Annotated in this window: 23 protein-coding genes; 10 read left to right on the top strand and 13 right to left on the bottom strand. The window is 74.4% G+C overall.

Annotation, left to right across the window (positions count from 1 at the left end; translation table 11 throughout):
- Positions 1-1,259, bottom strand: a 1,259-nt coding sequence (locus ACFVXK_RS27970) for an acyl-CoA dehydrogenase family protein (RefSeq protein WP_389616499.1), incomplete at its 3' end; no start/stop codon positions are given.
- A 137-nt stretch (positions 1,260-1,396) separates the two neighbouring features.
- On the opposite strand from ACFVXK_RS27970, the gene ACFVXK_RS27975 reads away from it, so the two are divergent.
- Positions 1,397-1,747 carry a hypothetical protein gene (locus tag ACFVXK_RS27975; RefSeq protein ID WP_389616502.1) on the top strand — a complete coding sequence of 117 codons (351 nt, stop codon included), beginning with the start codon at positions 1,397-1,399 and terminating at the stop codon, positions 1,745-1,747.
- A gap of 8 nt (positions 1,748-1,755) precedes the next feature.
- On the opposite strand, the gene ACFVXK_RS27980 is transcribed toward ACFVXK_RS27975, so the two are convergent.
- The 3 genes from ACFVXK_RS27980 to ACFVXK_RS27990 all read right to left on the bottom strand — a co-directional run bounded on the left by ACFVXK_RS27980 (position 1,756) and on the right by ACFVXK_RS27990 (position 5,047).
- On the bottom strand, positions 1,756-3,732 hold the full coding sequence (locus tag ACFVXK_RS27980; protein WP_389616504.1) for a protein kinase: 1,977 nt from the start codon (positions 3,730-3,732) through the stop codon (positions 1,756-1,758).
- A complete protein-coding gene (locus ACFVXK_RS27985; protein ID WP_389616507.1) occupies positions 3,732-3,962 on the bottom strand; it encodes a hypothetical protein in 231 nt (76 codons plus the stop codon). Before ACFVXK_RS27985 ends, ACFVXK_RS27980 begins: the two co-directional genes overlap by 1 nt.
- Positions 3,963-4,066: 104 nt before the next feature.
- Positions 4,067-5,047 (bottom strand): helix-turn-helix transcriptional regulator, encoded by a 981-nt coding sequence (locus ACFVXK_RS27990; RefSeq protein ID WP_389616510.1) that lies wholly within the window; start codon positions 5,045-5,047, stop codon positions 4,067-4,069.
- Positions 5,048-5,139: 92 nt separating this feature from the next.
- Between ACFVXK_RS27990 and ACFVXK_RS27995 the strand changes: the two genes are divergently transcribed.
- From ACFVXK_RS27995 to ACFVXK_RS28015, 5 genes are all read left to right on the top strand, one after another.
- Positions 5,140-5,550, top strand: a complete 411-nt coding sequence (locus tag ACFVXK_RS27995; RefSeq protein ID WP_389616513.1) for a DUF3224 domain-containing protein — start codon at positions 5,140-5,142, stop codon at positions 5,548-5,550.
- A 142-nt stretch (positions 5,551-5,692) separates the two neighbouring features.
- Complete coding sequence (locus ACFVXK_RS28000; protein ID WP_389616516.1) at positions 5,693-6,337, top strand: class I SAM-dependent methyltransferase; 645 nt, start codon at positions 5,693-5,695, stop codon at positions 6,335-6,337.
- A 111-nt stretch (positions 6,338-6,448) separates the two neighbouring features.
- On the top strand, positions 6,449-7,414 hold the full coding sequence (locus tag ACFVXK_RS28005) for an N-acetylmuramoyl-L-alanine amidase (RefSeq protein ID WP_389616519.1): 966 nt from the start codon (positions 6,449-6,451) through the stop codon (positions 7,412-7,414).
- 145 nt (positions 7,415-7,559) lie between these two features.
- Entirely contained in the window at positions 7,560-8,348 is a 789-nt protein-coding gene (locus ACFVXK_RS28010) for a hypothetical protein (RefSeq protein WP_389616558.1), read from the top strand.
- A 167-nt stretch (positions 8,349-8,515) separates the two neighbouring features.
- Positions 8,516-9,526: an LLM class F420-dependent oxidoreductase gene (locus ACFVXK_RS28015; RefSeq protein ID WP_389616522.1), complete on the top strand. Its 1,011-nt coding sequence runs from the start codon at positions 8,516-8,518 to the stop codon at positions 9,524-9,526.
- Here ACFVXK_RS28015 and ACFVXK_RS28020 read toward each other — a convergent pair.
- Positions 9,523-9,921, bottom strand: coding sequence for a hypothetical protein (locus ACFVXK_RS28020; RefSeq protein ID WP_389616525.1), 399 nt, complete (start codon positions 9,919-9,921; stop codon positions 9,523-9,525). The genes ACFVXK_RS28015 and ACFVXK_RS28020 overlap by 4 nt on opposite strands.
- Before the next feature lie 89 nt (positions 9,922-10,010).
- The gene (locus tag ACFVXK_RS28025; RefSeq protein ID WP_389616528.1) at positions 10,011-10,652 is read right to left on the bottom strand and encodes a hypothetical protein; all 642 of its coding nucleotides are present in this window, start codon (positions 10,650-10,652) and stop codon (positions 10,011-10,013) included.
- Positions 10,653-10,801: 149 nt separating this feature from the next.
- Here ACFVXK_RS28025 and ACFVXK_RS28030 point away from each other — a divergent pair, with 149 nt between their 5' ends.
- The gene (locus ACFVXK_RS28030) at positions 10,802-11,107 is read left to right on the top strand and encodes a hypothetical protein (protein WP_389616531.1); all 306 of its coding nucleotides are present in this window, start codon (positions 10,802-10,804) and stop codon (positions 11,105-11,107) included.
- A gap of 11 nt (positions 11,108-11,118) precedes the next feature.
- On the opposite strand, the gene ACFVXK_RS28035 is transcribed toward ACFVXK_RS28030, so the two are convergent.
- The 3 genes from ACFVXK_RS28035 to ACFVXK_RS28045 form a co-directional block, all read right to left on the bottom strand.
- The gene (locus tag ACFVXK_RS28035) at positions 11,119-12,207 is read right to left on the bottom strand and encodes a prenyltransferase (protein WP_389616534.1); all 1,089 of its coding nucleotides are present in this window, start codon (positions 12,205-12,207) and stop codon (positions 11,119-11,121) included.
- Positions 12,204-12,947: a class I SAM-dependent methyltransferase gene (locus ACFVXK_RS28040; RefSeq protein WP_389616537.1), complete on the bottom strand. Its 744-nt coding sequence runs from the start codon at positions 12,945-12,947 to the stop codon at positions 12,204-12,206. Before ACFVXK_RS28040 ends, ACFVXK_RS28035 begins: the two co-directional genes overlap by 4 nt.
- A 115-nt stretch (positions 12,948-13,062) precedes the next feature.
- Positions 13,063-14,382 (bottom strand): glycosyltransferase family 4 protein, encoded by a 1,320-nt coding sequence (locus tag ACFVXK_RS28045; RefSeq protein ID WP_389616540.1) that lies wholly within the window; start codon positions 14,380-14,382, stop codon positions 13,063-13,065.
- Between the two features lie 250 nt (positions 14,383-14,632).
- Between ACFVXK_RS28045 and ACFVXK_RS28050 the strand changes: the two genes are divergently transcribed.
- Positions 14,633-15,274, top strand: coding sequence for a TetR family transcriptional regulator (locus ACFVXK_RS28050; RefSeq protein WP_389616543.1), 642 nt, complete (start codon positions 14,633-14,635; stop codon positions 15,272-15,274).
- A 79-nt stretch (positions 15,275-15,353) separates the two neighbouring features.
- Here the strand turns inward: ACFVXK_RS28050 and ACFVXK_RS28055 are convergent, their stop codons facing one another.
- Complete coding sequence (locus tag ACFVXK_RS28055; RefSeq protein ID WP_389616561.1) at positions 15,354-16,115, bottom strand: GntR family transcriptional regulator; 762 nt, start codon at positions 16,113-16,115, stop codon at positions 15,354-15,356.
- Between the two features lie 158 nt (positions 16,116-16,273).
- On the opposite strand from ACFVXK_RS28055, the gene ACFVXK_RS28060 reads away from it, so the two are divergent.
- On the top strand, positions 16,274-16,495 hold the full coding sequence (locus ACFVXK_RS28060; protein ID WP_389616546.1) for a hypothetical protein: 222 nt from the start codon (positions 16,274-16,276) through the stop codon (positions 16,493-16,495).
- Position 16,496: 1 nt separating this feature from the next.
- Here ACFVXK_RS28060 and ACFVXK_RS28065 read toward each other — a convergent pair whose 3' ends face one another.
- Entirely contained in the window at positions 16,497-17,234 is a 738-nt protein-coding gene (locus ACFVXK_RS28065) for an SAM-dependent methyltransferase (protein WP_389616549.1), read from the bottom strand.
- 66 nt (positions 17,235-17,300) lie between these two features.
- On the opposite strand from ACFVXK_RS28065, the gene ACFVXK_RS28070 reads away from it, so the two are divergent.
- Positions 17,301-17,801 (top strand): hypothetical protein, encoded by a 501-nt coding sequence (locus tag ACFVXK_RS28070; RefSeq protein WP_389616552.1) that lies wholly within the window; start codon positions 17,301-17,303, stop codon positions 17,799-17,801.
- Here ACFVXK_RS28070 and ACFVXK_RS28075 read toward each other — a convergent pair.
- Both ACFVXK_RS28075 and ACFVXK_RS28080 read right to left on the bottom strand, forming a co-directional pair.
- The gene (locus tag ACFVXK_RS28075; protein WP_358898349.1) at positions 17,790-17,981 is read right to left on the bottom strand and encodes a DUF1059 domain-containing protein; all 192 of its coding nucleotides are present in this window, start codon (positions 17,979-17,981) and stop codon (positions 17,790-17,792) included. The two genes, ACFVXK_RS28070 and ACFVXK_RS28075, sit on opposite strands and share 12 nt — an antisense overlap.
- A 70-nt stretch (positions 17,982-18,051) precedes the next feature.
- Positions 18,052-20,247 carry a choice-of-anchor J domain-containing protein gene (locus ACFVXK_RS28080; protein ID WP_389616555.1) on the bottom strand — a complete coding sequence of 732 codons (2,196 nt, stop codon included), beginning with the start codon at positions 20,245-20,247 and terminating at the stop codon, positions 18,052-18,054.
- Positions 20,248-20,398: the final 151 nt, after the last annotated feature.

Raw genomic sequence — 20,398 nt, forward strand, 5'->3', positions numbered from 1 at the left:
GGCAGGCGCAGGCGCAGCTCGCGCCGGGCCCCGGCGGCGGCGAGGCGCACGGCGCGCAGGCGGTGGGCGTCGCCGGGGCCGAGGAGCTGGCGGGCGACGAGGGCGCGGCGCAGGTGGATGTGGGCGTCGTGCTCCCAGGTGAAGCCGATGCCGCCGAGGATCTGGATGCAGTCCTTGGCACAGGACCAGGCGGCGTCGAGGGCGACCGCGGCGGCGAGAGCGGCAACGAGCGAGCGGGGCCCACCGGGGGTGGGGGCGGTGGCGGTGGCCCCGCCGGTGGCCCCAGCGGCAGTCCCGTCCGGGGGCCCGGCGGCGGTCCGGTCTGGGAGCCCGGCGGGGGCCCGGTCCGGGGTCGCGGCGGCAGTCCCGTCCGGGGGCCCGGCGGGGGTCCGGTCCGGGGGCCCGGCGGGGGTCCGGTCCGGGGGCTCGGCGGGGGTGGGCTCCGTGTCGCCGGCCGCGCAGTTGGCGGCGTCCCAGGTGAGGGCGCGGGCCTGTTCGAGGCGGACCAGCATGTCGGCGCACAGGTGCTTGACGCCCTGGAACCGTCCGATGGGGTGGCCGAACTGCTCGCGGGTCTTGGCGTGTGCGGCGGCCGTGTGGACCGCCCAGGCGGCGGTCCCGCAGGCGTCGGCGGCGAAGAGCACGCAGGCCAGGTCCCGCACGAGGGCCTCGTCCAGCTCCAGGAGCCGCGCGGCCGGGACGGTCACCCCGTGCGCCCGGACCTCGGCGGTGGGCCGGGTCGGGTCGGCGCTCTCGTGCGGCCGGACCTCCAGCGCGCCGGCGTCCACCGCGAACCACCGGACCCCGCCCTCGCACTGGGCGGCGAGCAGCACCAGCTCCGCCTCGCCGGCCCCGAGCACGGGAGGCGCGAGCCCGTCCAGCCGCCACCCGCCCCCCTCGGCGGCGACGGCGGTGACCCCGCCGGGGCCCAGGGCGACCGCGCCGACCCGCCCGTCCAGCGGCGGCGCCCCCGCCCGGTCCAGGAGTACGGAGGCCAGCGCACTCGGCAGGAACGCCCCGGGCAGCGCCGCCCGGGCGGCCTCCTCCACGACGACGGCCAGGTCCAGCAGGGTCCCGCCCTCCAGATGGGGCGTCACCAGCCCCTGCGCGCACATGCCGTCCCAGTAGCCCGGCCGCGCCCCGGCCTGGGGCGGGGCGTCGAGCAGCTTCCGCACCGCCTCGGGCGGCACCGCCCGCGCCACCCAGCCGCGCACGGCGCCGGCCAACTCCCGCTGCTCCTGCGTGATTCCGATGCCCATGCGCGGCAGACTAGAACACGTTTCAATCTGACGGAAGGTCAGATCGAGTTCCTCTTGGGGCGGGTTGCGCGGGCGGCGGGGATGGGGTGGGCTGGGCTGGGCCGCTGTGGAAGGCCGCGAGGCCAGGAAGGCGCACCATGACGACGAACCCCGCCTGCCCGCGCTGCGGGCGGACCCCGATGGCGGCGCTGGACGTCCGGTACACCCGCAACCGCTGGGGCGGGGCCGGGCCGGCACCGAGACCGGAGCAGTGGTGGGAGTGCTCCGGGTGCGGGTGGGTGGGCTACCGGGACCCGCAGACCGGCCCGCTGACGTCGATGCGGCGGCCGGAGGGCGAGGAGGCCGACTGCTTCTTCTGCGGCGAGGAGGGCGGCAACGTCGTCAGCGAGCCCTGGCGGGAGGAGAACGGCGAACTCCGGGAATGGCTGGTCTGCCTGGCCTGCGGCACGAGCAACCAGCGGCGCGTGCGGCGGCCCGCCGGGGGGTGACGGGCCCCTCAGCCGGCCGTGCGGGCGAGGGCGGTCCGGGCGATGTCCCTCACCCGGGGCCGGCAGTCGTCGGTGGACGAGTGGCCGCCGTTGAGCCACACCGTCACCATGACGTTCCCGTCGCGGACGACGAGCTGGCAGGTTCCGTTCCAGAACGCCTCGTCACCGATACCGGCCTCGCCCGAGCCCTCGGTCACCGCCTCGGCGTAGCGCTGCCGCTGCGCCTCCGTCCCGCCGCCCTTCCCGTGCGGGCCGAGCTCCAGGTCCCAGTCCACGGACGCGTACGCCTTCGTGTCCTGGGTCCAGCTGCAACTCGTGATCGCACCCGAGGTGGTCTCGGAGTGGACGTCCTTGGAGCTGTCGCGCGCGCCCGGCTGCAGGGGGAGGAGCGGGTCGAGCCTCGGGCAGTCCGCCAGGGTCGCGTACTTGTCCTTGACGGCCTCCCCGCCCTGCCCCTGTCCCTCCTGCCCGTTCCGCACCGAGGAGATCCCCCAGATCCCGAGGCCGACCGCCACGAGCACCCCGGCGGCCGCGAGGAACACGGCACGGGGCGAGCGGGCCCAGGCCGACCCCGACGCCGCAGCCGCCCCCGGCTCCAGCGCCGGCTCGGTGGGGGCCCCCGGCCCGAAGGCCCCACCGGCCGGCCGGACCCCGCCCGCACGTGTGGTCTCGGCCGCACGTGCGGTCTCGGCCAAGTGCCGCGCCCCCGCCGCACGTTGCGGCTCCGTCGCACGCTCCGGTCCGACCTCGCGCTCCGTCCCGGCCAGGCGCTGCGGCCCGGCCGCACCCCCGGGCCCGGCATCGCGCTCCCGCCCGGCCCCGTGCCGGAGCCCTGCCACGGGCTCCGGCCCGGGCGAGGGCTCCGCCCCGGACGCCCGCCCGGACCCGGCCCCGTGCGGGAGCCCTGCCACCGGCCCCGGTTCGGCCGCCTGCAGAGGCCCGGCCCCGTACGCGACCCGGCCCGCCACCCGCGGATCCGGGATCCTCACACGCCCCGACTCCGGCTCGGCATTCGGGCCCTGACCCGGGGCCTGGGCCGAGGCCGGGTTCGGGGCCAGGGCCTGGGCCGGGCCCGAGGCCAGGGCCGGGGCCGGGGCCGGGGCCGAGGCCGGGGCCGAGCCCGAGGCCGGGGCCGAGGCCAGAGCCTGGGCCGGGGCCGAGCCCGGGGCCGAGGCCAGAGCCTGGGCCGGGGCCGCACCCGACGCCGGGGCAGCACCCGACGCCGGACCCGCACCCGCCTCCGGGGCCAGGTCCGCCACCGTCGCCGCCCGCCCCGCCGGTTCCGGGGGTGCCGGGCGGCCCCCGGGGGTGGCCTCGGGTTCGACGCCCAGGAGGCGGTCGATCGCCGCCCCCTGGGCCGCGATCAGGTCGTGGACCGCCGGAGGCCACGGCAGGCGGCCCGCCGGGGGCACCGGGCCCAGGAGGTCCAGCACCTCCGCCGGGGTCGGCCGGTCGGCCGGGGCCTTCGCCAGGCAGCGGGCGATCAGCGGGCGCAGCCCCGCCGGGACCGCCGACAGTTCGGGCTCGCCGTGGACCAGGTTGAACAGGGTCTGGAGGGTCGAGTCCGCCACGAACGGGCTGGCCCCCGTGGCCGCCAGGGCCAGCACCGAGCCCAGCGAGAACAGGTCGCTGGCCGGGGCCAGTTCCCGGCCCTCCGCCTGCTCCGGCGACATGAAGGCCGGGGAGCCGATGACCAGGCCGGTCCGCGTCAGCCGGGTGTCCACCCCGATCTCGGCGACCCGCGCGATGCCCAGGTCGATCACCCGGACGCCGTCCTGGGTGAGCAGGACGTTCTCGGGCTTGAGGTCGCGGTGGATCAGCCCCGCCCGGTGGATCTCCGTCAGCGCCGTCACCAGTCCGGCCGCGAGGCGCCGTACCGTCGGCTCCGGCAGCGCGCCCAGCTCCGTCACCGCCGCGCCCAGCGAGGGCCCGGGGACGAACACCGAGGCCAGCCACGGGGTCGGCGCGTCCACGTCGGCGTCCATCACGGCCGCCGTATAGGCCCCGGACACCCGCTGCGAGGCGGCCACTCGCGCCGGAACCGGGCGCGGAAGGCGTCGTCGGCGGCCAGCCCGGCATGCACCTGCTTGACCGCGACCAGCCGCCCGTCGGGCGCCGCGGCCAGCAGCACCCGGCCCATGCCGCCCTGCCCGAGTACGCCGAGCACCCGGTAGGGCCTCACCCGTTCCGGACCCGACAGCCCGATGGCCTCCATACCCGCCCCGCCCTCCCAGCCGCCCGGCGCGGCCCGGCCCGGCCCGGCCGCTCACGGCAGGGGAGATCATACGACCCGCCAACTCGCGTTGTCCGAAAGGCGGATCACAGCACCGGCGGCTCCGCGTAACGGGCGGCGAGCGCCCCCGCCACCCCGGCCACCGCCGCCCGCAGCTCCGCCGGACCGAGCACCTCCGCCTCCACCCCGAGCCGGAGCAGGTCCCCCACCGCCACGGCCCGCGATTCCACCGGCAGCTCCACCTCCACCCACCCCTCCCCGTCCGGCTCCCCGGCCCCCTCCAGGGCCCGCACCCCCGCGGCCCCGAACTGCATGGGCAGCAGCCGCCGCCCGCGCGGGGAGATCCGCAGCCGGGCCGTGTCCTGGTGGAGGGCGGCCTCCAGGCGGCGGGCGGACTCCTCCCAGTGGGCGGCCAGGTCGAAGCCGGGCGGCCGCTCGAAGGCCCCGCCCGTCTCCTCCACCTCCAGCAGCCGGGCCACCCGGTAGGTGCGGGGGTTCCCGGCCGACTCCGCGACCAGGTACCAGATGCCCCCCTTCAGGACGATGCCCAGCGGGTGCAGCTCCCGCCGCCGCAGCTCGCCCGACCAGCGCCGGTACTCCACGCGCAGCGTGCGCTGCTCCCACACCGCCCGGGCCACCGCCGCCAGGTGCGGTACCGGGTCCGCTTCCCGGAACCAGGCGGGGGCGTCCAGGTGGAAGCGGTCCTGGACCAGCCGGACCCGGTCCGCCAGCGCGGCGGGCAGCGCGGCCTCCAGCTTCAGCCGGGCGGTGGCCACCACCGCCCCCAGCCCCAGGTCCCGGGCGGGGCCGGGCGCTCCTGCCAGGAAGAGGGAGCCGGCCTCGGCGTCGGTGAGACCGGTCAGCCGGGTGCGGTAGCCGTCCATCAGCCGGTAGCCGCCGGCGGGACCCCGGTCGGCGCGGACCGGCACTCCGGCGGCGCCGAGCGCCTCGACGTCCCGGTACACCGTCCGGACGGACACCTCCAGTTCCGCGGCGAGTTCGGGGGCGGTCATCCCGCCGCGGTTCTGGAGCAGCAGGAGCAGGGAGAGGAGCCGGTCGGCGCGCATCCGGCCATTCTCGGCCGCGTACCTGACAGGAGGTGTCAGGTACGCCGCCCAACCTGGTCACCGCACGAACACCCCCTCCCGGAAGGACAGCCATGCCCACGCACACCGCCACCGGCCGCTTCACCTACGCCGCATGGGAGGAGCACGCCGCCGGCCCGGACGACGTGGTGCCCCGGCTCGCCCACGCCTCGGTCGTCAACTCCTTCTCCGGCGGCATCGAGGCCGACGCGACCGTGTGCAGGTACGCGATCGCCTACCTGACGGCGGCCACCGGCACCTTCACCGGCCTGGAACTGGTCACCGGCAGCCTCGACGGCCGCGGCGGGAGCTTCACGGTCGAGGAGCGGGGCTCGTTCCAGGAGGACGGCACGACCCGCTGCACCTTCGAGGTCGTCCCGGGCTCGGGCACCGGCGCCCTGACGGGCCTGCGCGGGAGCGGCGGCTTCGTCCACCGCCAGGGCGAGACGTCCGTCCCCTACACGTTCACCTACGACCTGGACTGACCCCGGCATGGTGCCCTACCGCCCGGTAGGGCACCATGGGCCGCCGCACCTGCACCACACCGCACCACACCTGCACCACACCCGCACGGCACCCGCGCCGCCCACCCGCGCCGGACCCGCTCACCGCCCCCGGAGGACCCCCATGGCCGCCACCCCCAAGCCGGAGACCCTCGCCGCCTTCGAGGCCGCCAAGGGGTTCATGCCCGTCGACGAGGGCCTCGCCCTCCACGGGGCCGCCTCCGCCGCGGCCGCGCTCGGGCTGCCGCTGCTGGAGGTCGGCACGTACTGCGGGCGCTCCACGATCCTGCTGGCCGACGCCGCCCGCGAGGCGGGGGTCCCCGCGATCACCGTCGACCACCACCGGGGCAGCGAGGAGCAGCAGCCCGGCTGGGAGTACCACGACCCGACGGTGGTGGACCCGGAGATCGGCCTGATGGACACCCTCCCCACCTTCCGCCGCACCCTCCACAAGGCCGGCCTGGAGGAGCACGTGATCGCGGTCGTGGGCCGCTCCCCCCAGGTCGCGGCGGCCTGGGGCGGCAAGCTCGGCCTCGTCTTCATCGACGGCGGCCACACCGACGAGCACGCCACGAACGACTACGAGGGCTGGGCCCCGCACCTGGCGGTCGGCGGCACCCTGGTCATCCACGACGTCTTCCCCGACCCCGCCGACGGCGGCCAGGCCCCGTACCGCATCTACCTGCGCGCCCTGGCCTCCGGCGCCTTCGAGGAACTCCCGGCGACGAACTCCCTCCGCGTCCTGCGCCGCACGGCCGAGGGCATCTAGGCCCACCACCAGGGGGCATCCCCGCCGGGCCTACAAGAACGACAATCGGACCACGCCCTCGGATGGCGCAGGGTGCGGACGGGGGCCGCCCGGGCGTTCTAGCATCGCGTCGTGCGCTACGACGACAGCCCCCCGCCGCCCGAGTCCGCCTCCTCCGTCAGTCCCGACCGGCCCTGGTTCGCACGCCGGCCCGCCCTCGCGGTGGCGCTCGCGGCGCTGGCCCCGACCTGCCTGGCGGGCTGGGTGCTCACCCAGGTGCTGGCCGGTCCGGGGGCCGACGCCGCGCAGCCCGCCGGAGCGCCCGTCGCCGTCTCCTCCGCGGCCGCCGGGGACGCCAAGGCCAGCGCCTCGCCGAGCGCGCCGGCCGCCCCGGCCGCCCCGCAGGCGGCGGCCCCCGCCAAGGGCCCGCTGACCGGCCGGACCGTCGTCATCGACCCCGGGCACAACACCGGCAACTTCAAGCACGGCCGGGAGATCGACCAGCAGGTGGACATCGGCACCAACCGCAAGGAGTGCGACACCACCGGCACCACCACCAACTCCGGTTACATGGAGGCGGAGTTCTCCCTCGACGTCTCCCACCGGGTGCGCGCCCTGCTGGAGGCCAAGGGCGCCAAGGTGGTCCTGACCCACGACGGGGACCGCCCGTGGGGCCCCTGCATCGACGAGCGGGCCCGGATCGGCAACCAGGCCGCGGCCGACGCCGTCGTCTCCGTCCACGCCGACGGCGCCTCCGCCGGCAACCGCGGCTTCCACGTGATCCTCCCCGCCCGGGTCAAGGGCGGCGCGGCCGACACCGCGAAGATCGTCGGCCCGTCCCGCGACCTCGGCGAGCGCCTCGCCTCCAACTTCGCCCGCGCCACCGGCTCGTCCCCCGCCAACTACCTCGGCAGCGGCACCGGGCTGGTCGTCCGGGACGACCTGGGCGGGCTCAACCTGTCGACCCGGCCCAAGGTGTTCCTGGAGTGCGGCAACATGCGGGACGACAAGGACGCGGCGCAGCTGACGAGTCCGGAGTGGCGGCAGAAGGCGGCCCAGGGCATCGCGGACGGCATCACCGGCTTCCTGGGCGGGTAGCCCCCCAGGGGCAGCGGTCCCGGGAGGGCAGCCCCCGGGACCACCCGCGGCGGCTCGCCGCCCCGGTCCTCTCGGCCGCGGAAACCTCCGTACCATGGGGGCGCCCGATCCGCCCCCTGCCAAGACCGAGAAGGACACCAGAGACGTGAACATCCGCTCCCTCACTCGAGGCGACGGCGTGGTGATCGGAGCAGCGGCGCTGCTGTTCATCGCCTCGTTCCTCGATTTCTACTCCGCCGCCGGCGCCGACCTCCCGAGCGTGTGGGACACCGACGTCTACCGGCTGGCCCTCCCCGCCGTCTTCCTGACGGGCTTCATCGCGGCGGGCCTGCTGATCGGGGCCCGCTTCCAGCCCGAGGGCCGCAAGGTCGCCGGCCTGACGCTGACGGCCTGGGGCACGGTGCTGGCCGTGGCCGCCGCCTGGAACGGACTCTGGTCGCTGATCGCCACCCCGCCGCTGGCCGACCTGGGCGCCGGGTCCATCCTCGGCTTCCTCGCCACGCTGGCCCTGGCCGCCGTGGCCGTCGCCGGTTCGAAGGTCCCCGCGCTCGCCGGGCCGCTGGTGCCGGAGCCCAGGCCGGTCACGGCCCAGCCGTACGGGGGCCAGCAGCCCGGCACCGGGTACGGCTACCCGGGCGGGCAGCAGCCGCAGGGCTACGGGGCCACCCCGCAGCCGGCCCCGGCGTACGGGGGCACCCCGCAGGACTCCGCCGGCGCCGGGTTCCCGGCCGCCGAGTTCACGCCGTTCTGGTTCGCGGTGCCGGTGGCCCGGCCCCTCTTCGCCGAGGACGGCTCCCCGACCCCGATCGCGGAACTCGCCCCGGGCACCTGGTACCTGGCCGTCGACCAGCGCGGCCCGTCCACGCTGATCGCCCAGACCCAGGACGGCCGCCGCGGCGTCCTGAACGACACCTCGGGCATCCAGCGCGGCTGACCCCCCGAGCGCGTGAGCACGGCCCCCCGCCCCACCGGCGGGGGGCCGTCGCACTTCCCGGCGGGGGCCCCGTGCCCTACAGTCGCCGGGGCGGGTATATCTGACGTAGCGTCAGATCCGACCGGTCGGGATCGGTACACGTATCGGCATCGCGGAGGGGACCGTACATGCGCCTCGGACTCGCACTCGGCTACTGGGGCCGGGGCCCCAGCCCCTCCCACCTCGACCTCGCCACCGAGGCCGAGCGCCTGGGCTACGACTCGGTGTGGACCGCCGAGGCGTGGGGCTCCGACGCCTTCACCCCCCTCACCTGGATCGCCGCGCACACCTCCCGCATCCGCCTGGGCACCGCCATCGCCCAGATGTCCGCCCGCACCCCCACGGCCACCGCCATGCACGCCCTCACCCTGGACCACCTCTCCGGCGGCCGGATGATGCTCGGGCTGGGCCTGTCCGGGCCGCAGGTGGTGGAGGGCTGGTACGGGCGCCCCTTCCCCGCGAGCCCGCTCACCGCCACCCGCGAGTACGTCGACGTCGTCCGCCAGGTGCTGCGCCGCGAGGCCCCCGTCGCGCTGGACGGCCGCTTCCACGCCCACCCGTACCGGGGGGAGGACGGCACCGGCCTCGGCAAGCCCCTCAAGCCCATCACCCACCCGCTGCGCGCCGACCTCCCGCTGCTGCTGGGGGCGGAGGGGCCGAAGAACATCGCCCAGACGACCCGGATCGCGGACGGCTGGCTGCCGCTGTACTGGTCCCCCACCCGCACGGACGTGTACCAGGCCTCCCTGGCCGGCCTCCCCGAGGGGTTCATGATCGCCCCGATGGCCCGGGCGCACGTCTGCGAGGACGTCGCCGAGGGGCTGCTCCCGGTCAAGGCGATGCTCGGCTTCTACATCGGCGGCATGGGGCACGCGGCCCGCAACTTCCACGCCGACCTGATGGCCCGGATGGGGTACGAGGCGCAGGCCCGGCGGATCCAGGACCTGTTCCTGGCCGGGCGCAGGCAGGAGGCGGTCCTCGCCGTGCCGGACGCCTTCGCCGACGAGATCTCCCTGGTCGGCCCGCGCGAACGGATCGCGGAACGGCTGGAGCTGTGGCGCAAGGGCCCGGTCACCGACCTCCTCGTCACCGCCCCGGACCCGCACACCCTCCGGGTGATGGCGGAGCTGAACGGCTAGGGGGTCCCACCCGGGACCGCCGGGACGGCCTTCAGGAGTTCGGGCAGGTCCGGGGGCATCACCGCGATCTCCACGTCCGGGCCGCCGTCCCCCGCCGCGCAGGCGACGATCCGCGAGCCGGGGTTGATGGCCAGCCCCTCGCGTACGGACGGGGCCCGCACGGAGCCCTCGCGGGCGCCGGCCAGCGGTACGGCGGGGCCCCGGCCGGGCTGCCAGCGGGCCGCGCCCGCCTCCGCGTGCACCCGGCCCGGGCGCCAGCGGCCCTCGCCGGCCGGGCGCCGGGCCATGCCCGGGATCCCCGCGGCGGGACCGGCGGCCACCCGCTGACGGTGCTTGCGGCGCAGCAGCCAGCCGGCACCGGCGGCGACCAGGGCGAAGAAGAGGAACTCGATCACGCGCTCCATTCAAACAGCCCGAAACACCTCAAGCCGCCCACAGGGGTGGCTGCGGGCGGCCAGAGGCGGCGTTACGGCGGTACGGGCGGTCAGCCGCCCAGCTGGGAGACGCTCGGGACCTTGTCCGTCACCGGGGCGCCCGCGCTCTTGCCGGCCTCCTTCACCCCGCTGATCACGTTCTCGAAGGAGCTGATGTCGGCGTCGCCCGCATCGCCCTTGCGCAGCTTGCCGCTCAGGTTCTTGAGGGAGTCGATGCCCGCCGTGAGCGGGCCCATCGCCTTCGACAGCAGCGGGTCGCCCTTGGCGTTGTCGGCCGCCGCCTTCAGCCGGTTGTACGCGAACGCGCCCGCGAGGCCCGCCTTGATCAGCGCGAACGTACGGCCCTTCGCGCCCTTCTTGAACTTGCCCGCCCGGTACGGCTTGACGATCCACTGGTAGGTGGCCCCCGCCGCCAGACCGGCGTTGGCGACGAAGCGCGTCTTCGCGAACTTCTGCCGCTCCTCCGACGTGCTCGGCTCGGGCGTCGCCGCGGCCAGCTCGTCGGCCTCGGCCGCGTCCGGCTCCGCCACCGCGAGGGCGGCCAGTTCGGCCGCCGTCGCCGCCGAGGAGACCTCCTCCCGTTGGCCCCGGTCGCCGCCGGTGCCGCACGCGGTGGCACCGGCGATCAGCGAGGTGGACAGGACCACGGCCGCCACGGCGCGGCGGAATCGGACGGTGGTGGGTACGCGCACGGTTGCCTCCGGGGACTGAGCTGTCCCCCGCAGCCTCACCCGGCCCCCGTCCCCCCGCCACCCGGGCGACCCGTTCGGACACGGGGAGCACTCCCCCGCGGGCGTGGCCGTACGGGTTTCAACCGTGCGGGAGCGGCAAGACGCCCGGCATGTACGGAGACCGCATCGCAGGACGCCGCCGGGCCGGCTGGTCGGCCGGCCGGCTCGTGGCACTGGCCGCCGACGTCGTGGCGTTGATCATCATCGTGTGGATCGTGATGGACCTGCTGGACGCGAACCGTTCCAACGACGTCGTCCAGTGGTTCCACGACGCGGCGACCTGGCTGGCGGGCTGGTCGCTCGACATCTTCCACCTCGGCCGCCACTGGGCGCAGGTGATCGTCGGCTACGGCGTCGCCGCCGTGGTCTACCTGGCGGCGGGCCACGCCCTGGCCCGCCTCCTGCACCGCGTCTGATCCCGGCCGGTCTAAGGGCAGCAGCCCGGGTCCATGCCCGGCGGGAGGCGGTCGCCGCCGAAGACGACCGTGGTGGCCTCGTCCCCGCCCAGCGCGGCCACCGCGAGCAGCAGCGAGCCCGCCGTCCAGGTCGTCTGCTCCACCGGCCACACGGCCCGGTCCTCGAAGACGTAGCCCGTCCAGTACATGCCGTTGTCGGCGCGCAGGTGGCCGATCGAGCGCAGGACCTCCAGCGCCCGGTCCGACTCCCCCATCGCCCACAGCGTGAGCGCCAGCTCGCAGGACTCCCCGCCCGTCACCCACGGGTTCGGCAGCACGCACCGCACCCCCAGGTCCGGGACGACGAACTCCTCCCAGCGCTCCTCGACGCGCGCCTTCGCCTCCGCACCCGTCAGGGCGCCGCCCAGCACCGGGTAGTACCAGTCCATCGAGTAACGGGACTTGTCGAGGAACCGCTCCGGGTGCCGGCGTATCGCGTGCGCCAGGGCGCCCGCCGCCAGTTCCCAGTCGGGCTGCGGCTCGTCGCGGTGGTCGGCGATGGCCAGGGCGCAGCGCAGGGCCTGGTGGACGGAGGAGGAGCCGGTCAGCAGGGCGTCGGTGACGGCCGTGCCGTCCGCCTCCCGCTTCCAGCCGATCTCCCCGCCCGGCTGCTGGAGGCCGAGGACGAACTCGACGGCCGCGACGACCGCCGGCCACATCCGGTCCAGGAAGGTGTCGTCGCCGGTGGCGAGGTAGTGGTGCCAGACGCCGACGGCGATGTACGCGACGAAGTTGGACTCCCGCCCCGCGTCCTGCGGTTCGACGGTGTCCACCCCGTCGGGCCGGTCCGCGTAGGCCGCGTACCAGGAGCCGTCCTGGTTCTGGTGGCGGGCCAGCCAGGCGTAGGCCCGTTCCGCCGCCTCGTGCTCGCCGGCCGCGTCGAGGGCCATCGCGGCCTCGGTGTGGTCCCACGGGTCGAGGTGGTGGCCCCGGAACCACGGTATGGCCCCGTCGGCGCGCTGGACGGCGAGTATCGCCTCGACCGTGCGGGCCGCCTGGTCGGCGGTCAGTACGCCGTCCAGGACGAGGTGTTCGGGGACGGTGCGCTCCGGCGAGCTCACTGGGCGGAGCCGGCCGCGCCGACGGGCAGGTGGGGCTTGGTCGCGTAGGCGACGAAGCTCTTGCCGATGACCGGGTTGAGGGCCTGCTCGGCGAGGCGGGTGGCCAGGGGCTTCTTCATGATGTCCCAGACCAGGAGCTTGTGGTACGCCTTGACCGGCAGCGCCTTGTCGTTGTCCACGCCGAAGGCGCACTTGAGCCACCAGTACGGGGAGTGGAGGCCGTGCGCGTGGTGGGTGCCGTACGGCTTGAGGCCGGCCGCCTCCATCTTGCCGAGGAGTTCGTCGGCCTTGTAGATGCGGATGTGGCCGCCCTCGACCTCGTGGTAGGCGTCGGAGAGCGCCCAGCAGATCTTCTCCGGGCCGTAGCGCGGGACGGTGACCGCTATGCGGCCGCCCGGCTTGAGGACGCGCACCATCTCGGCGAGGACGCCCTTGTCGTCGGGGATGTGCTCCATCACCTCGGAGATGATGACGACGTCGAAGGACTCGTCGGGGAAGGGCAGGGCCAGGGCGTCGCCCTCCATGGCGGTGGCGGTGGCGCCGGCCGGGGCCTCACCGGCCTCCTTCATGGCGGCGAACCACTTGGCGACCTCGCGGATCTCCTCGCCGTTGCGGTCGACGGCGACGACCTGGGCGCCGCGCCGGTAGCACTCGAAGGCGTGCCGGCCTGCGCCGCAGCCCAGATCGAGCACGCGGTCGCCTGCGGCGAGCGGGAACCGGGAGAAATCGACGGTCAGCACGGGGTCCTGCCTTCGCGGTCACGGGGGTGAAGGGTGGTGCGGGTGGTGAGGGGTGGTGCGGGTCGTGCGGGGTGTGTGCGGTGCTTGCGGTGCTCGCCGTTCCGTGGTGCGCCGGCTAGCGGGTCCGGGCGGAGGCGGCCCGGGCGATGGCGGCTCTGTAGTGCGCGGCGGTGCCTTCGGCGGCCTTGGCCCAGGTGAACCGGGTCAGCACCCGCTCCCGTCCGGCCGCGCCGAGCCGCGCGCGCAGTTCCGCGTCGCCCAGCATCCGGCCCAGGGCCGCGGCCAGCGCTCCCGCGTCGCCGGGCGGCACGGCCAGGCAGGTCTCCCCGTCCGGGCCGGCCACCTCGGGGATGGCCCCGCCGGTGGTGGCGACGAGCGGGGTGCCGGTGGCCATCGCCTCGGCCGCGGGGAGCGAGAAGCCCTCGTAGAGGGAGGGCACGCAGGCCACCTGGGCGCTGCGCACCAGGTCGACCAGCTCGGCGTCGGTGATCCCCTTGACGAAGCGGACCGCGTCCTGGAGGTCGTACTTCTCGATCGCGCGGGCGACCGGCCCGCTCTCGGCGCGCTTGCCGACGACGACGAGGTGCGCGTCGGGCTGCTCGGTGCGCAGCTTGGCGAGCGCCTCCACGAGGTGGACGAGCCCCTTGAGCGGGACGTCGGCGCTGGAGGTGGTCACGATGCGGCCGGGGACCTCGGCCACGGAGGGGTCGGGCGACCAGAGGTCGGTGTCGGCGCCGATGTGGACGACGTGGATGCGGTCGTCGCGGACGCCGAGGTGTTCGGCGATCTCCTGCCGGGAGGAGCCGGAGACCGTGAGGACGGAGGGCAGGCGGCGGGCGACGCGGCCCTGCATGCGCGTGAACGCGTACCAGCGGCGCACGGAGGCGCGCTTCTTGCGGTCCTTGGCGGCGGCGAGGTCCAGCTTGCGGTCGACGGTGATGGGGTGGTGGATGGTCGTCACCAGCGGGGCGCCGAGGTCGCCGAGGAGGCCGTAGCCGAGGGTCTGGTTGTCGTGGATGACGTCGAACTCGCCCGCGCGGGCCTGGAGGTGGCGCCGGGCGCGGAGGGAGAAGGTCAGCGGCTCGGGGAAGCCGCCGGTCCACATCGTCGCGACTTCCAGGGCGTCGATCCAGTCCCGGTACTCGTCGCGCTTCGGGGTGCGGAACGGGTCGGGGCTGCGGTAGAGGTCCAGGCTCGGCAGTTCGGTGAGCGTGGCGCCGGTGTCGAGCACCGGGTAGGGCTGCGCGCCGATCACTTCGACGGAGTGGCCCAGCTTCACGAGCTCGCGGGAGAGGTGGCGGACGTAGACGCCCTGGCCGCCGCAGAACGGGTTCCCCTTATAGGTGAGGAGTGCGATGCGCAACGGGCGGTCGCCGTCGGCGGCGGAAGCGCCGAACGCCTCGAAAGGCCTCGTCACCACGGCCTCTGCGGTCACTCTCGGCCCCCTGTCTCCCTGCGCTGTCGCCGGAGCGTAACCGCTCGGATAATGTAGAACAAGTTTCAGACTTGATCCGTCGAAGACCATTGAATCTACCGGCCGGAAACCACACCGTAAGAGGCGGAGCAGGTGATTCGCGCCACGGCTCGGACGCCTGAGATGCTGGCGTCCGGACCGTCACGGAACTTTCACCGGCCCATCCCGGAATCAGCCCCCGCAACGACACGGAACGCCAGGAACGGGACACATGACAGCGGAAGCGAAGGCCGTCACGAAACCGGCGACGACGACCGGCCCGGCGTCCCCTCCCCTGACGGAGCGCCAGGAGGCCCGCCGGCGCCGGATCCTCCACGCGAGCGCGCAACTGGCCAGCCGGGGCGGCTTCGACGCGGTGCAGATGCGCGAGGTCGCGGAGTCCTCGCAGGTCGCGCTCGGGACGCTGTACCGGTACTTCCCGTCCAAGGTGCACCTGCTGGTCGCGACCATGCAGGACCAGCTCCAGCACATGCACGCGACGCTGCGCAAGCGGCCCCCGGCGGGCGTGGAGCCGGCCGAGCGGGTGGCGGAGACCCTGATGCGGGCGTTCCGGGCACTGCAGCGGGAACCGCACCTGGCGGACGCCATGGTCCGCGCCCTGACCTTCGCGGACCGCAGCGTCAGCCCGGAGGTGGACACGGTCTCCCGGCTGACGACGGCCATCATCCTCGACGCGATGGGCCTGGAGGCCCCGCCGACGGCCGAACAGCTGTCGGCGGTCCGCGTCATCGAGCACACCTGGCACTCGGCGCTGATCACGTGGCTCTCGGGGCGGGCGTCGATCGCGCAGGTGAAGATAGACATCGAGACGGTGTGCCGGCTGATCGACCTGACGGCCCCGGAAAAGGCCTGAACGGGTTGTCGGGGAGCCCGTCATCTCCCCCTCGACGAGTGCCGGCCGAGCGGTGACTGCCCGCCCGCCTCGGCCACGGTCAGTGGGCGTCGAAGTCGTACTCCAGGACGTAGGACGCCGAGTCCAGGGTCATGTCGTTGACCTCGACGGCACGGCCGCCCTCGGCGAACGCGGTGCGGACGATCTGGATGACGGGCGTGCCCAGGGAGAGTAACAGGCGCTCGGCCTCGTCGGCCGAAGGCATGCGGCAGCGGATCTCCTCGCGGAAGTGGACGGGGGCGTACCCCAAGTCCGTCAGCCGCGCGTAGATGCCGCCGGGGCCGGGGTCGGCCCGGGTGATGGCGGAGTCGGCGACGAGGGTCGAGGGGAGGTACGACGTCGCGACGAGCACCGGCTTGCCGTCGAGCACGAAACGACGGCTGCGGGCCCAGACCCGTTCTTCGGCGGCGATGCCGAGCACATCGGCGAAGCGGTCGCCCACCTGCTGCTCGCGCACGTCGATCTGGTCGACGACCAGTTCACGGTCTTCGGTGTCCGCGGACCAGATGGAGCGACCCGCACCCCACTGCTCCTGCGCCAGGCGCTCGATACCGCGCCGCCGCAGGGGCTTGAAGGCGCGGACGAAGACGCCCGCACCCTTGCGCGCTTCCACGAGGCCTTCGTTCTGGAGCACGCCGAGGGCCTGGCGGGCGGTCATGCGGGCGACGTCGTACGTGGCCATGAGGTCGTTCTCGCCGGGAAGCCGGTCACCGGGGCCGTACTCGCCCGAGCGGATGGCCGCCTTCAACGCGTCGGCGATCCGCTGGTACTTCGGCCGACGGGTGCTGCCCTGGCTGGCCATCGAACCGATCACTCCCTCTCCTCTCTAAACACCCTAGGCCCAGGGGTGAGCCGCCGCACTCAACAGGGCGACCCCGCCCACCGGGCCCAGCGCCGAACTGCTCGACCGGGCGCTGGACGGGTGGGAGCGGTTCCTCGACGGGTTCGAGGGGGTGTCCGGTGAGTGAGGGCTACGCGTACCTGCCGCACCGGCTGTTGCGCCGTCGCGTGCGGGACATCCCCTCCGGGGTCGAGGGCGTGCTGATGGCCGTGGTCAACGAGGACGTCTCGGACTGCGCCGGGTACGAGCGGTGGGTGGAACTCGCGTACGTCCGCGACGCGTCGGGCCGCGAGTTCACCACCGCCGTCGGGAACGTCGAAGCGGTCGAGCGGGCGGACTGAGTCAGTCCGAGGTGCGGCGGAGGATGAGGGTGGTGAAGCCCCAGGTGGTGCGGTAGGTGTGGAGCCATTCGGTGCGGCGGGTGGTGGACCAGGTGAGGACCTGGGGACTGTCCGGGTGGGTGGGGTGGTCCAGGGCCCAGTCGGCCAGGGTGCCCCAGTTGGACCACTCGTAGTCGTCCAGTTCCTGGCGGGTGCTGGTGTGGCCCTGGACGGGGGTCCAGCCGTCGGCGACCACCTGGTCCACCAGGGTGGGGAGGTCGGTGAAGTCGCCCAGTACGTCGAGCGCTTCGGGGGTGGGGGTGCCCTCCCAGATGCCGTCGCCGATCAGGACGCGGCCGCCGGGGGCCAGGTGGGTGCGGGCGGCTTCGAGGGTGGGGCGCAGGCCTCCGAGGGCGTGGGTGGAGCCGACGCAGAGGATCAGGTCGAAGGGGTGCGGGGAGGTGAAATCCTCGGCCTTGCCGTGGTGGAGGGTGAGGCGGGGCTCCACACCGAGGCGGATGGCCTTCTGGCGGGCCTCCGTCAGGTCGGACTTCGAGACGTCCACGCCCTCGGCGCGGAGGTCCGGGTGGGTGGTCAGGGCGCGCAGGAGCCATTCCGCGCCGCCGCAGCCGAGGTCCAGGACGCGTTCGTCGCCGCGCGGGAGGGCGTGTGCCAGGAGGCGGGCCACCGAGTCGTCGTTCAGGGGGGATTTGACGGGGTGGTGGGTGTGGGCGAGCTTGGACAGCTGTTCGCGGTTCATTCGGCGCAGCCTCGCAGGCGGTGCGGTGTGGCGCAGCTGGTTTTTCGCGGGCGTTAGGTTGTGCCGGTGATCGATGAAGCTCTGGTGTGGGACCGTCTCGCCGCTCTGCTGCCGGATGCCGACGGCGACGAGGTGCGGGTGTGCCAGGAGGTCGGTGAGCAGGAGGCCGGGCTCGGGTTCCTGGTGGACTCGCTGCTGCGGCACCGGGTGCGGATCGGTGCGGACACCCGGGCGGAGATCTGCGTGCTGGCGGAGGTGTGGGGGGTCCGGGAGGGCGTGGCCCGGCGGTTGGCGGACTGCCCCGGGGACGGGCTGGTGGGTGGGGTCGAGCTGGTCGAGGGGGCCCCGGTCGTGGCGCCGGACGGCTTCCTCCTGATCCCGTGGATACGGGCCACGGGATCAGGGAGGCTGCTGGTGCGGGCCCATGTGGAGGAGCCCTGGGGGGACCTTTCGCTCATTCCGGAGTACTACGGTGTGCTGGCCTCCGAGCGGGGGCCGGTGCTGCGGACCTTCGAGTCCTTCTCCGCCCGGGAGGCGTTCGAGGAGCTCCGGGGGTCACACGCCTGAGGTCGCCTCGGTCTTCAGCATGCCGCGCAGTGCGTCGCGGAATTCCTGGGTGTCCTCCTCGCCGTGGACGGCGACCGCGTGCTGGACGGCCGCGCCCATGACCTCGTCTTCCTCGCCGATGATCGTCAAGGTGCAGCCGATCTCGCTGGGGTACTCCCTGCAGTCCATGACCTTGCGCATGACGCACCTCCTGTCGGTCACACCGCCCACGATCCTCCGTTCCCGGCCGGTAGGGAAGCCGGGCCCGCGGTCAGCTGCCGCCGGGCTGGAGGACGCCGTTGACGGTGAGGCGGTAGGGGGCGGCGCTCCTGATCGTTTCGGTGGGTTCGTAGTGGTCGACGATCGCGAAGACGGTCTTGGCCCGTGTGCCGAGGAGATGGCGCAGGTGGCGTTCGTCGAGGGTCGCGTGGTGGTCGGAGTCGAGGGGGACGTCGGCGGTCCAGGCTCGCTTGTGGTCGTCCGTGTAGGCGACGAGGCGCAGGCTGATGCCGGGGATCTTGTGGATCTGGTAGTCGCTGATCGTCTGCCAGCCGGTGAGGGTCGAACCGTCGGAGATCAGGGTGGAGCCGGACCTGATGTTGTCGATCCACAGGCCGGCCTCGTTGAAGAAGGCGTCCGTGCGGTAGCGGAAGGCGACGAGCACGGTCCGGCCGGAGAGGTCGGAGAGGTCGATGCTCTGGTGGGTCCAGCCTCCGGAGTCGCCGTTGAAGCCGGGCAGCATGGCGGTGATCCCCGGTTCGGCGTCGCCGTTGAGGGTGGTGGTCATGTCGGCGCTGCGGCGTGAGGTGAAGGTGGCCCCGCCGTCGGTGGAGATCTGGACCGCGCCGAGGTCGTAGCCCGGTTCGGTCTCCCAGCGAGCGTCGAAGGTGAGGGTGGGGTCGGCCGGGTCGACGGTGATCGGGCGGACGATGCTGCGGTCGAGGTCGTCGGCCTGGGGGCCGGAGTAGAGGGCGGGGTCACCGGGGGCGTGGCCGTCCGGGTCGACGGTCCACTCCACCGGGTTCGCCGGGTACTCCGCGGGCGAGTCGAAGGTCAGCGAGCGGAGCGCGGCTGCGGTCAGGGGGCCGCCGGAGGCGTCGCGCAGGCGGACGAAGTCGGCGCCGTTGGAGGGGGCTCCGGGGCGGGCGTAGGCGAAGGGGGTGTCGAGGTTGACGCTGGAGTGGAGGGGCTTGGCCTGGAAGCGGCGCGGGTCGGCGCCGGTGAGCTCGGCGCCGTCGTCGAGGAGTCCGTCGAGGGCCACCGTGGTGGACCAGTCGCGCAGGAGGGCGAAGGGGTCCTCGTGGGCGCCGTGGCGGGCGAGGGTCTTGGCGAGGCGGTCGAAGCCGGAGCCGCCGCCTTCGAAGAGGAGGTCCCTGACGAAGCCGTGGCCGTACCGTTCGGCGAGGGTGTGGATCATGGTTTCGGAGGCGCCGTAGTCGCACAGGAAGCTCTGGCCCGGGTCGCCCCAGAGGGTGAGGGAGTTCTCGGGGCCTCCGTTGCGGTCGCCGTAGGCGTCGGTGTAGCCGGGCGGGAACGCGGCCTGCTGGCGGCCCTGGAAGCAGGCGATCTTGAGGTTCTTGAGGGCGTCCTGCCTGCGGTCGTCGTAGCCGACCAGCCATCTGGCCCATTCGGCCGTGCCCTCGGTGGTCCAGGCGGCGCCCTGGCTGTCCTTCGCCCCGCTGTACCAGAGCACGTGGTTGTACTCGTGGGCGAGGAGGCCCTCGATGTAGTTCGGCAGCGGGAAGCCCTCCCAGATGCGGCACGGGGTGCCGCCCAGGTTGGCCGGCTTTGCGCCGAGCATGGTCTTCCAGCCCGCGGCCTCGATGGTGAGCATGTTGCGGTCGACCGTCTCGACGTCGGCGCTGAAGAACTCCCCGCCGGCCGCGATGTTGTCGACGAGCACGACGACGCGGTCGCCCTTGCCGCGCCAGGCGTCCGCCGGGATGCTCGGGTCGAGGTTCTCCGGCTTGGCGTGGCTGCCGTCACGCGGCTTGGGGACGCCGAAGACCTTGACCTCGCGGGGGCGGATCACGTCCTCGAACTGCTGACCCAGGTAGCGCAGGTCCCGGTCGGTGATGACGAGGTCGTCGGCGTTGGAGGTGGCGCAGTCGTCGGTGTCCACGCGGAGGTCGCCGGTGGGGACCCAGAACTCGGCGTGCGGGCTGAGGGAGCGCAGCCGGAACTCCCGCAGCACGGATTGGCCGGAGAAGTCGATGGTCGGCCAGGTGCGCAGCATCCCGACCTTGGCTTCGCCGCCCCCGTAGCGGCCCGCCTTCGCCTGCTGGGACAGCCGGGGGTGGTGGCGGTGCTTGTGGTGGGCCGAGTGGTGGCGGTCGTGGTTCGGCCGGGGCTGGGGGTCGGCGTGGGCCGGGGCGGGGGGCAGGGCCCAGGCCAGGAGGAGTGCGGTCAGGACCAGGGGCCACCACGCGGCGCGTCTGCGCGCGGTGGACGGGGCGGGCTGGCGCATCGGTCTTCTTCCGGAGGAGTGGAAGGGGATGATGCGACAAGTTAGCGATATGGGATATTCCGGTCGGGCATGTCGGGTGGCCGGGTGGGGCGTGGGGGGGGCGGGGCCCGCGCGGGCGCCCCCCCCCCCCCCGCCAAAAGAACACACCCGG

This window comes from Streptomyces sp. NPDC058157 (genome assembly GCF_042884105.1).
GTDB lineage: Bacteria > Actinomycetota > Actinomycetes > Streptomycetales > Streptomycetaceae > Streptomyces.

What these genes read in the sequence shown, in the direction of transcription:
- ACFVXK_RS27985 (WP_389616507.1), bottom strand. Translation starts at nt 3,962, where the DNA reads ATGGAGGCCATCGGGCTGTCGGGTCCGGAACGGGTGAGGCCCTACCGG.
- ACFVXK_RS28065 (WP_389616549.1), bottom strand. Translation starts at nt 17,234, where the DNA reads ATGAACCGCGAACAGCTGTCCAAGCTCGCCCACACCCACCACCCCGTC.
- ACFVXK_RS28055 (WP_389616561.1), bottom strand. Translation starts at nt 16,115, where the DNA reads ATGGCCAGCCAGGGCAGCACCCGTCGGCCGAAGTACCAGCGGATCGCC.
- ACFVXK_RS28000 (WP_389616516.1), top strand. Translation starts at nt 5,693, where the DNA reads ATGGCCGCCACCCCCAAGCCGGAGACCCTCGCCGCCTTCGAGGCCGCC.
- ACFVXK_RS28075 (WP_358898349.1), bottom strand. Translation starts at nt 17,981, where the DNA reads ATGCGCAAGGTCATGGACTGCAGGGAGTACCCCAGCGAGATCGGCTGC.
- ACFVXK_RS28080 (WP_389616555.1), bottom strand. Translation starts at nt 20,247, where the DNA reads ATGCGCCAGCCCGCCCCGTCCACCGCGCGCAGACGCGCCGCGTGGTGG.
- ACFVXK_RS27995 (WP_389616513.1), top strand. Translation starts at nt 5,140, where the DNA reads ATGCCCACGCACACCGCCACCGGCCGCTTCACCTACGCCGCATGGGAG.
- ACFVXK_RS27990 (WP_389616510.1), bottom strand. Translation starts at nt 5,047, where the DNA reads ATGCGCGCCGACCGGCTCCTCTCCCTGCTCCTGCTGCTCCAGAACCGC.
- ACFVXK_RS28015 (WP_389616522.1), top strand. Translation starts at nt 8,516, where the DNA reads ATGCGCCTCGGACTCGCACTCGGCTACTGGGGCCGGGGCCCCAGCCCC.
- ACFVXK_RS28030 (WP_389616531.1), top strand. Translation starts at nt 10,802, where the DNA reads ATGTACGGAGACCGCATCGCAGGACGCCGCCGGGCCGGCTGGTCGGCC.
- ACFVXK_RS27975 (WP_389616502.1), top strand. Translation starts at nt 1,397, where the DNA reads ATGACGACGAACCCCGCCTGCCCGCGCTGCGGGCGGACCCCGATGGCG.
- ACFVXK_RS27980 (WP_389616504.1), bottom strand. Translation starts at nt 3,732, where the DNA reads ATGGACGCCGACGTGGACGCGCCGACCCCGTGGCTGGCCTCGGTGTTC.
- ACFVXK_RS28050 (WP_389616543.1), top strand. Translation starts at nt 14,633, where the DNA reads ATGACAGCGGAAGCGAAGGCCGTCACGAAACCGGCGACGACGACCGGC.